Source organism: Streptomyces turgidiscabies Car8 (assembly GCF_000331005.1).
Classification (GTDB): Bacteria; Actinomycetota; Actinomycetes; order Streptomycetales; family Streptomycetaceae; genus Streptomyces; species Streptomyces turgidiscabies.
On sequence record NZ_AEJB01000655.1, the window covers coordinates 62,985 to 71,962 of the forward strand.

An 8,978-nucleotide genomic window follows, 5' to 3' on the forward strand; every position below is an offset into this window, starting at 1 on the left:
AGTCGGCCGGAAATCCCATGCGGAACTTGCGGAGAGTGGCCGTCGTCTACGATCTGGGCGCCGCCGACATTATCGGCATCGTGACCGCTCTGGAAAATTTCGCGGTTCCGATTTTCATCTGCCCGGACTCCGGGCATGAGGAGTACCCCACCGATCTCATGTCGGAGTTCGGAGTGCTCTGTGATATCCGGGGGATGGATTTCTCCGACGCCGTGGAGCGCATCCGTGAGCTGAGCCCCGAAGGGATTGTGACGTACAGCGATTACCAACTAGAGCTGACATCGCGGCTGGCGGCAGAACTCGGACTGCTCTTCCATACCCCCGCTGTGGTTCAGGCTCTCACCCGTAAGTCCGTACAGCGGCAGCTGCTCAACGCCAGCGGAGCGTCGGCCGTCGCCAGTGAGCTGGTCACCGACCGGCGCTCGTTGCTCGATGCGTTCGCGCGGACCGGAGGACCAGCCGTACTGAAGCCGGACATCGGAACCGGCAGCCGCAGCACGTATCGGATCCATGACGTGCACGACGCCAAACGCGCCGCCGCTGAGGTCTTTCCGAACCATGAAGAGGCCGGCGCCGGCGAGCCGTTCGTGCTTGAGGCAGAGATCCCCTCGTCGCTCATAGAGAACCCCTGGGCCGACTATGTCTCCGTAGACTCTGCTGTCTTCCTCGACCGAATTGAGCACATAGCAATCTTGGGGAAGTTTCCGCTGGCCAAGCCCTATAGGGAGACTGGTTCTTTCTTTCCGGCACATCTGCCGCCGCAGACCGCGGCCAGGGTCACGTCCCTGGTATCCAGGGCCATCCGAGGGTTGGGTATTCGCCTCGGGGTCTGCCACACGGAAGTGAAACTGTCCCCTGACGGGCCGCAGGTCATCGAGGTCAATGGGCGTCTGGGCGGTCGGGTGAACGAACTGGTCAGGCAGACGGGCGGGCCCAGTCTGGTCAGGATCGCGGCACAGCTGGCTCTCTGCCAAACGGCAACACCCCGCATCGTGGACGCCTGGGCCCCCAGCTGTATCGCCTTCCTCTACGCGAAGCCCCCGCCCTCTGAAGCGAAGCGCCTGCTTACGCTGCGCGGAGTGGAGCAGTTGAGGGACAGCTCGGAGATATCGCGGGTGACTGCGGAATACGAAGAAGGAGCCACGCTCGACTGGCGCCGGGGCAGGCTGGCGAACATATATGTGTGCTACGGCGATGTAGGTACGCATGCACGGCTGTTCCAACTGGTGTCGGAGATCAACCGAACCGTTTCCCTGACTTTCGAGCACTGAGTGAATTCCGACATACGACAGGAGTGGAGCCGTGCTTAGCCGCTGCCCCTATGCGCACACGGCTGACGTCCAGCCCGATCCCTGCGCGGATTACCTGGCGCTGAAAGAGGTTCCGCCTGTTCACAGAGACGAAGTACTGGGGGTCTGGTTCATTACCGGGACCAGACAGGTCGCCGAACTGATTCGACACCCGTCGCTCTCGTCCGCCTGGCCGGAACGCGGGCGTACCGTTCTGCATGACCCGGCCGGCGCCGGGGAGTCGGGCCATCGCACATCCGGCACGGTACGCCGCTGGTTCATGTTCAACGACGGTACGCGTCACAAGGCCCTGCGTGGTCTGGTCTCCCCGCTCTTCTCCGCCGGTCGGCTTGCCCGCCTCCGTCCATTCGTCGAAGAGCAGGTCGGCGCCCTGATCGGTGCCCGTTCGGGTCGCATCGACGTCATGGCCGAATTGGCCGTCCCACTGTCCAGCAGGGTGATTTGCCGGGTTCTGGGTCTTCCCGCCGACCTCGCCCCACGGTTGGACGGCTGGGCCCAGGACATCGCCGCGCTGCTTGTCGCGGACTACCTCCCGGAGGCGTCCCGTCGCGGGCATCTGGCACTGAGTCAAATCGAGGATGCGGTCAACACTGCCCTGGAGAGCCCAGACCTTTCGCCCGACAGCGGTCTAGCCCTGCTGAAGACGGCTCGGGACAACGGCGGGATAGACGAAGCGGATATCGCGGCGGTCGCGGGTCTCATCGTCTATGCCGGATTCGAGACCACGTCGACGTTCATCGGCAAGGCGGTGCGCTCCGTCCTGCACGCTGGCGCATGGCAGGATCTGCGCATCGCGGACCCGGTGACAGCTGCCGAAGAGCTATTCAGATTTGACACGTCGGTACGGCAGATAGCCCGTGTGGCGACATCACCCATTGCCGTCGAGGGGCAGTGTATTGAAGCGGGTGATCTCGTGCTGCTCATGCTAGGGGCAGCGAATCGCGACCCCGGCATATTCGTCGACCCCGACGCTCTCAATCTGGACCGAAATATCAAGAAGCATCTGGCATTCGGCCAAGGGCAGCACTACTGCTTGGGTGCCGGGTTGGCGCGAATGGAAGTTCAGATCATTCTCGAAAGAATGTCGGCAACCTGGCAGGACGTGAAGCTGGTGGAACCTCCCACGACAAGACTGCATTTTGGAATCCCGGTACTTGAGCGACTTGAGCTGGAAGTTTCATGAAGCACAGAGGTGACACCCTGACGGTAGACCGCACAGAACAGCAGACTGTCTGCCACTTGATGGAGCAGTTGGTTCAGCGCATCCCCGATGAGCTGGCCATCGAGTGCGGTAAGGAGCGACTGACCTTCAGGGAGTTGTGGGACCGCTCCTCCGATGTGGCAGTACGAGTGATGGGCATGGCGTCGTACGGCCCCGGCGGGTTGATGGCTACTCTCTTTATGCGTGGCATACCGGGAGTGGTGGCGCAACTCGGCATCTGGCGGGCTGGGTGTGCCTACCTTCCGCTGGATCCGGCACTACCCGATGACCGGATTCGGACGATTATCTCCGATTCCGGATATCTGGGTGTACTCGCGGAGCCTGAGCAGTCCCAGAGGGTTCCGGATCCGGTCGGCACGGCCGCGACAGCCCCGGACTTCCCGCACACCGGCGCGGGCGGAGACGGCACACCGGACGACTCTTTGGCCTACGTGATCTACACCTCCGGTTCCACCGGCACACCCAAGGGTGTCGCTGTCGGGCACCGCAGTCTGGTCAATCTCATCGATTGGCACCGCCGAACCTATGACACGGGGCCCGGAGTCCGGGTCGGGGCTGTCGCCGGTCTGGGTTTCGACGCGTCGGTGTGGGAGGTGTGGTCGACCCTCGCGAACGGCGCCACGCTGGTGCTGCCGGGCGGTGACCTCAATACGGCCGACATAGCCGCGATCGCCGACTACCTGGAGGTCGGCGCAATCGCGCACTGCTTCCTCAGCACTCCCCTGGCCGAGCAGTTCTTCGCCCTGGACGAGATACCGGCGTCGCTGAAGCTCCTGACGACCGGGGGCGACCGGCTTCGCCTGTATCCGCCCATCGACTTCCCAGTCGCGGTATTCAACCATTACGGCCCGACTGAATCGACGGTGGTCACAACTGCCAGCGGTGACCTGCGGCATACGATCCGGACGGGCCTCCCCGTCATCGGCCGTCCGATCGCGAACGCCTCCGTTCAGTTGATTGATGCGACCAGCCGTGTCATCAGCGAGCCGGGCGCGGAGGGCGAACTGTGCATCGGCGGTGACGTTCTGGCACTTGGGTATCACCGCGACGAGGACATGACCGCTGAACGTTTCGTGCGCGACGCAGACGGCTCCACCCGGTATCACACGGGGGACATCTGCTGCTGGAACGAAGCCGGGGAGCTCGAATTCATCGAGCGGCGCGACAGCCAGATCAGCCTGCGGGGCTACCGCGTCGAACTTGCCGAGATCGAGCAGGCAGTGCTGGATGTGGCCGGCGTCGAGCAGTCAGCGGCAACGGTCACTCCCGGTTCCGACGGTGACCAGTCCCTGCTCCTCTTCTACTGCGGTGATGCGGAGGAGGACAGCATTCGCGCCGCTCTCGGATACCGGCTGCCCGTCTACATGATGCCCAGTGCAATTCATCATCTTGAGAGGATTCCCTTGAACGCGAACGGAAAGATCGACCGCAGCGCTCTGCCTGCGTCCCCCCGCAGTGCCTCACCTGCCGACGTGGCGACTCCTGGAACGACCCTGGAGCGCATAGCGGAGATCTGGGCCCAGTACCTTGGGCGTCACCCTGATGCCCGGGACGATTTCTTCACCATCGGCGGCCATTCCATCAGGGCCGCCAGGGTGACCGCCGACGTCCGCAAGCAGTTCGCTGTGACCGTCGGTCTTGGCGTGATCTTCAGTCACCCGGTCCTGGCTGACTACGCGAGCCGGGTGGACGACCTGGTGCGAGAGGAGGCATAGCCTCATGCGGACAATCTGGGATGTCGTCCACGAACAGGCGCAGCGCGATCCAGAAGCCACCGCCGCGATGGGCGTGCATCGGTACTCGTACCGCGAACTGATCGAGCACGCCGTCGGCCTGTCTGAGGCTATCGGGCGCCTGGCCACCCGGGGTTCGCTGATCGGACTCGACATGGACAGTCCGCTCAGCGGGGCTGTAGCGATCCTTGCCGCCGCGCGCGCCGGCTGCGCGGTGCTCCCCATGAATCGACAGAGTCCTCCGGAGCACCGGAAGAGGATCCTGGCAGACGCTCGCCCGTCGCTCCTGGTACGTGCAGCCGCGGAGTGCGAGTTCGATGTGGAGGAGCTCGAGTACGCAGCCGACGCCGACGACTCGCTGCGCGATGTGGCATACGTTATATACACGTCTGGTTCAACGGGTCTACCCAAGGGCGTCATGGTCGGCCATAACGCCCTGCTTGACCGTCTCTCCGGCCTCGCGCACACCCCTGGACTGGCGGCAGGGGAGTCCATGGTCGCAATGACGTCGCTTTCCTTCGACATCTCGATGGCCGAGATGCTCCTGCCGCTCACCGTAGGTGCCCGGCTCCTCGCAGCACCCAGCGACGCACGTCTTGATCCTGACGTGTTCGTGGACTTCCTGAACACTTACGTTCCGGACGTGGTGCAGGCGACGCCGAGTTTCTGGCGGCTGGTGACCACGGGCACTTGGAACGGAGCGGGCGGAAGCCGCATCTGGTGCGGTGGCGAGGCGCTCAGTCCGGCTCTGGCACGGCGGCTTGTGCCTGCCTGCAAGGAGTTGTGGAACCTCTACGGCCCTACGGAAGCAACCATCTGGGCGACCGCGGCGCTGATTAATGCCGACGACACGATCACGCTGGGTTCACCGCTTCCGGACAGTTTCGCCTGCTTGGACAACGAGAGGTACGAGGAATCGGCCGAAGGCGAAATCCTGTTGTACGGTGCCGGGCTCGCGAAGGGGTACTTGCGGCGCCCGCAGCTCACGAGCGAGAGATTCTGCCACCGTCAGACACCGCACGGTCTGATGCTCGTCTACCGGACCGGAGACCGGGCACGGCAGCAGGCTGACGGCTCGTTGGTGTTCCTCGGCCGTGAGGATGGCCAGATCAAGCTGCGCGGTCACAGGATCGAACTCGGGGAGATCGAGTCTGCTCTGGAGGAACACCCCAAGGTCTCCCAAGCTGTCACGCTCCTGCGCGATAGCGAACGCCCAGATCGCGCTTCCATCGTGGCTTTTGTGGTTGCGGAGCAGACGAGCGGGGCGGAGATCAAGCGCTGGCTGCTGGACCGACTGCCTCCGAGTCACTCTCCCGCACACATCGCCATTCTCCCGTCCCTTCCCCGAACAGCTGCCGGAAAGGTCGATCGTGTTGCCCTGGCCTGCAGTGAACCGCTGTAACAAGGAGCTTCTGTCGTGACTCGCGTCGTGTCACAGGAAAGAACACACCGGGAAGCCGTATTCGAAGCATGGCGGCAGACCCTGGAAATCGATTCCGCACGCGAGGACGAGAATTTCTTCGACGCGGGTGGTAATTCGATTCTGCTTGTCCAGCTGCAGCGCTCGCTCGCGGCCAAGCTGGGCTTCAAGATCCCACTGCAGGAAATATTTCACCATCCGACCATTGGGGAACTCGCCCGACGGGTCGAGGTGTTGGCGCCCGCTCCAGCCCCGGCCGAGCGGCAGGAACTTAACCTCTACTGCCTGCCTTACGCTGGTTGCTCAGCCCGTGTCTACGACCGCTGGAAAGCCAGCGCTCCCGAGTTCCTCAACGTGATACCGGTCGAATTGCCGGGTCGGGGATCCCGCTGCACGGACAGGCCGATTTCCAGCCTGCCTGAGCTGCTGGACGACTTGTCGGCGAGCATCGATGCCGACGGTCACGTCCCTTATGTGTTGTTCGGCCATAGTTTTGGTGCGATTCTCGCCTATGAACTCGGGAAAAGGCTGATCTCGGACGGTCTCCCGGGACCACGCTCTCTGATGGTTTCCGCCTGCAGGCCCCCGCATCTGGCGACGCCTGAGGTACCGGTATTTGACCGCCCGGACCGCGATTTCCGAAACAGGCTGCGGGAATTGCGCGGAACCCTGCCAGAGCTGCTGGAGAACGAGGAGCTAATGGAGCTCTACATCCCGGTGATCCGTGCTGATTATTCCATACTCGATAATTACCGTTCGGACGACTCCGCCGATATCGGCTGCCCAATTTTTGCTCTTTACGGCAGTGCTGACGATGACGCTAACGGGACCGTCATCGGGCAGTGGGACGCCTACACTCGGGCCTCATTCTCTGCACATGAAATTCCCGGTGATCATTTCTTTCTTCATTCTGCGGAAGGGGAAATTGTAAGTCGAATAAGTGCGCACTTGGCAGCGATGCGGCAGCAGTGAGGTCTTTTCAACCTGCTGGCGACAGAGCCCCGGCAATGAGGTACATCACGGTCGGGGCCGTGGTTTTGCGCAGCTGTAGCACTGGCCCAGCCTCTCCCTGAAAAGACGGAGGGCGGCAAGCAGACCAGAAGGCTGATCTGGTAGCCGTCGGAGTCGCGGCCTTGCGACAGATCTGACAGCGCGGTGTAGTCGGCTGCACTCGCGGACTCGGCGGTGCGAGCAGGTCGAAGTGGTGTGGCGAACACTGCTGACTCGGTCGAGGTGGCCGACACGGTCGTCCGCGGATACCCGGAGCACGGCGAACCGCGCGGTCGGCCCGAGCTGCGATCGCTGGCCTAGTCGAATAATCGGCTTCGCAGCCGTCGAGAGCGAGCGCCGCTTCATTGCTGCGCGTCACCTCTGAGGAGGTGCGCAAGCACGATCCGAGAACCAGCCCTGACCTGCAGCAATCAGCAGAGCGTTTCCGAATCGAGGGGTGTGCGTTCCGGAGTCATTTCCTGGCCCCCCGCTGACCTGCGGCGATGGACTTTTCTACAAGCCCCACGAAGGCGGGGGTCTGTCGGAAAGCGCATCTGAATCTGGTTCCCAGGCGGGCTGGTCCAGTCGGACGGGATCCCAACAGTATCGTGGCGGCCCAGCCTACGCACGGCTGTGCCACCGCAGCCAGTGTAGCGCGTGGCACTTCGCCGCCCGGCCCGCCAGCCGGGGCCGGCTGCTGGAAGGCCGGCCGTGGGAGACCCGCCTCGGTCGGTCGTACTGAGGGAGCGGCGCCACCCCAGGCGTCGCAGATGCAGATGAGCGGGGCGGCGTTGGTGCTGTGGGCTGGTAAAGGCACCGCGCTGTCGCTACGCGATGTGACAAGCTCGCTGTCCGCTACGAGGCGATCGCGCTGATCGCAGCTCTCAGCGAAAGGCTTTGACCGGCCGGGGCCTTTCCGTCCTCGTTCACCAGTCCCGGCCCGCGGTCAGCTCCTCCGCATACGCGTCCGTGAACCCGTACGCCGATGCCACGAAGCGGAACTCGTCACAGATCCACTCACGCGCAACCGTCTCGATTCCGCTCCCGGCCGCCACGAACTCCCTGTCCAGCAGGTTGAATTCCTCCGTCGCAGCCTGGGTGAGCGCATACAAGGCCTCCAGGTCCGACGGCTGCTCGGCCGCAATACGTTCGCACAGCCGCAACAGGATCGCTTTGCCCTGATCGATCACGTGATCAGGAAAGTACGGGTCGTCGTACATCTGCCGCAGGAACGCGTGTCCCGCTACCTGCTCGTTCGTGGTCGCTCACCTTCCTGCCCGCTTCCTACCGCCGATTGCGCCCGATGCGCGAACTGCCGTCCTGCGCGGAACCGCGCGGCGAAGGGGGACCCCGCTGCCGGTCCGTCGGTGTCGAGCGAGCCCTGGGGACCATGGACGAGGACGAGTACATGCCCGCCACCGCCGGGGAGGCAACCCGGCGGTGCCGCGCTGAAAAACCGGTGGAACGGCGCCGCCCGGGTCGTTAGCGTGCTGCCGAACCGAGTCGTCTGGGTGAGGACGTGCCGTTGTACACCGTGTGAGACCCCCCGAGTGCTGATTGGTCGCGCGTCGCGCCTGTGCGCCGCGCTGCTTTTTGCTGCGGACTTCTCACTGGAACCGGTGTACTCCTGTGCTCGAAAACTGGGTGGTCGCACCCACCTGCCTGCCTCACGTTCTCCGGCGTTGCCACGCGTGCTCGTCCGAACGCTTCCGGACGAGCGGCAAGTTTCGCGTCAACGCGAACCACAAGCTCATCGACGTCTGGCTCCTCGCGCTCTGTACCGCTTGCGGGGACACCGCCAAACTCACGGTGCTGGAGCGGACGAACGTGCGCTCCGTACGACCCGAGCTGCTGGACCGGATGCATGACAACGACCCTGGCCTGGCAGCCGAGTTGCTCCAGGACCCGGTCCTTCGGCGACGCAACCGCATCGCCCTCGACTGGGACGACGCCTGGTGCCTCGACACCGGCGGATCGGACCACCTGGACCCGGAACGTGAGGTGGTCGACGTCTCCGTCCGCTTCGCGGCGCGCATACCGGTCCGGCCGGTGCGACTGGTCGCTGAAGGGTTCGGTCTCACGCGAGCCGAGGTCGAGCGACTCGTCACGGCGGGGAAGCTCGTGTCGGCGGTTCGGCTGAACGGCAGGCTCTCAGGCGACTTCACCTTCACGCTGAAGCGCTGAGCCCTCCCCGGCCCAGGGGACGGGCATGTAGTAACGCACTCGTATGGTGCCAGAGCAGTCGAGTTGAGTGCAGACCTTGAAAAATCAAGCTGAAGTCCTTGAGTACGGCCCACATGCCT

Annotated in this window: 6 protein-coding genes and 1 pseudogene; 6 read left to right on the forward strand and 1 reads right to left on the reverse strand. The window is 63.8% G+C overall.

What is annotated here, in order from left to right; all coding sequences use genetic code 11:
* Window positions 1-35: 35 nt before the first annotated feature.
* Genes STRTUCAR8_RS48600 through STRTUCAR8_RS45940 form a run of 5 tightly spaced genes read left to right on the forward strand, consistent with a single transcriptional unit; the run spans window position 36 to window position 6,657 of the window.
* Window positions 36-1,271: an ATP-grasp domain-containing protein gene (locus STRTUCAR8_RS48600; protein ID WP_158697503.1), complete on the forward strand. Its 1,236-nt coding sequence runs from the start codon at window positions 36-38 to the stop codon at window positions 1,269-1,271.
* A 31-nt stretch (window positions 1,272-1,302) separates the two neighbouring features.
* The gene (locus STRTUCAR8_RS45925; protein WP_006383393.1) at window positions 1,303-2,493 is read left to right on the forward strand and encodes a cytochrome P450; all 1,191 of its coding nucleotides are present in this window, start codon (window positions 1,303-1,305) and stop codon (window positions 2,491-2,493) included.
* A gap of 59 nt (window positions 2,494-2,552) precedes the next feature.
* Window positions 2,553-4,247 (forward strand): non-ribosomal peptide synthetase, encoded by a 1,695-nt coding sequence (locus STRTUCAR8_RS45930; protein WP_234372544.1) that lies wholly within the window; start codon window positions 2,553-2,555, stop codon window positions 4,245-4,247.
* 4 nt (window positions 4,248-4,251) lie between these two features.
* Window positions 4,252-5,667, forward strand: coding sequence for an AMP-binding protein (locus tag STRTUCAR8_RS45935; protein ID WP_006383374.1), 1,416 nt, complete (start codon window positions 4,252-4,254; stop codon window positions 5,665-5,667).
* Between the two features lie 15 nt (window positions 5,668-5,682).
* Complete coding sequence (locus tag STRTUCAR8_RS45940) at window positions 5,683-6,657, forward strand: alpha/beta fold hydrolase (RefSeq protein ID WP_006383326.1); 975 nt, start codon at window positions 5,683-5,685, stop codon at window positions 6,655-6,657.
* A gap of 944 nt (window positions 6,658-7,601) precedes the next feature.
* Here STRTUCAR8_RS45940 and STRTUCAR8_RS45945 read toward each other — a convergent pair.
* Window positions 7,602-7,934: pseudogene (locus STRTUCAR8_RS45945) on the reverse strand (DUF5713 family protein); the annotation flags it as partial.
* Between the two features lie 370 nt (window positions 7,935-8,304).
* On the opposite strand from STRTUCAR8_RS45945, the gene STRTUCAR8_RS45950 reads away from it, so the two are divergent.
* The gene (locus tag STRTUCAR8_RS45950; RefSeq protein ID WP_006383370.1) at window positions 8,305-8,859 is read left to right on the forward strand and encodes a DUF1062 domain-containing protein; all 555 of its coding nucleotides are present in this window, start codon (window positions 8,305-8,307) and stop codon (window positions 8,857-8,859) included.
* Window positions 8,860-8,978: the final 119 nt, after the last annotated feature.

Bases quoted from the DNA above. Each gene is read 5' to 3' on its own strand.
- STRTUCAR8_RS45930 (WP_234372544.1), top strand. From the start codon at position 2,553: ATGGAGCAGTTGGTTCAGCGCATCCCCGATGAGCTGGCCATCGAGTGC.
- STRTUCAR8_RS45935 (WP_006383374.1), top strand. From the start codon at position 4,252: ATGCGGACAATCTGGGATGTCGTCCACGAACAGGCGCAGCGCGATCCA.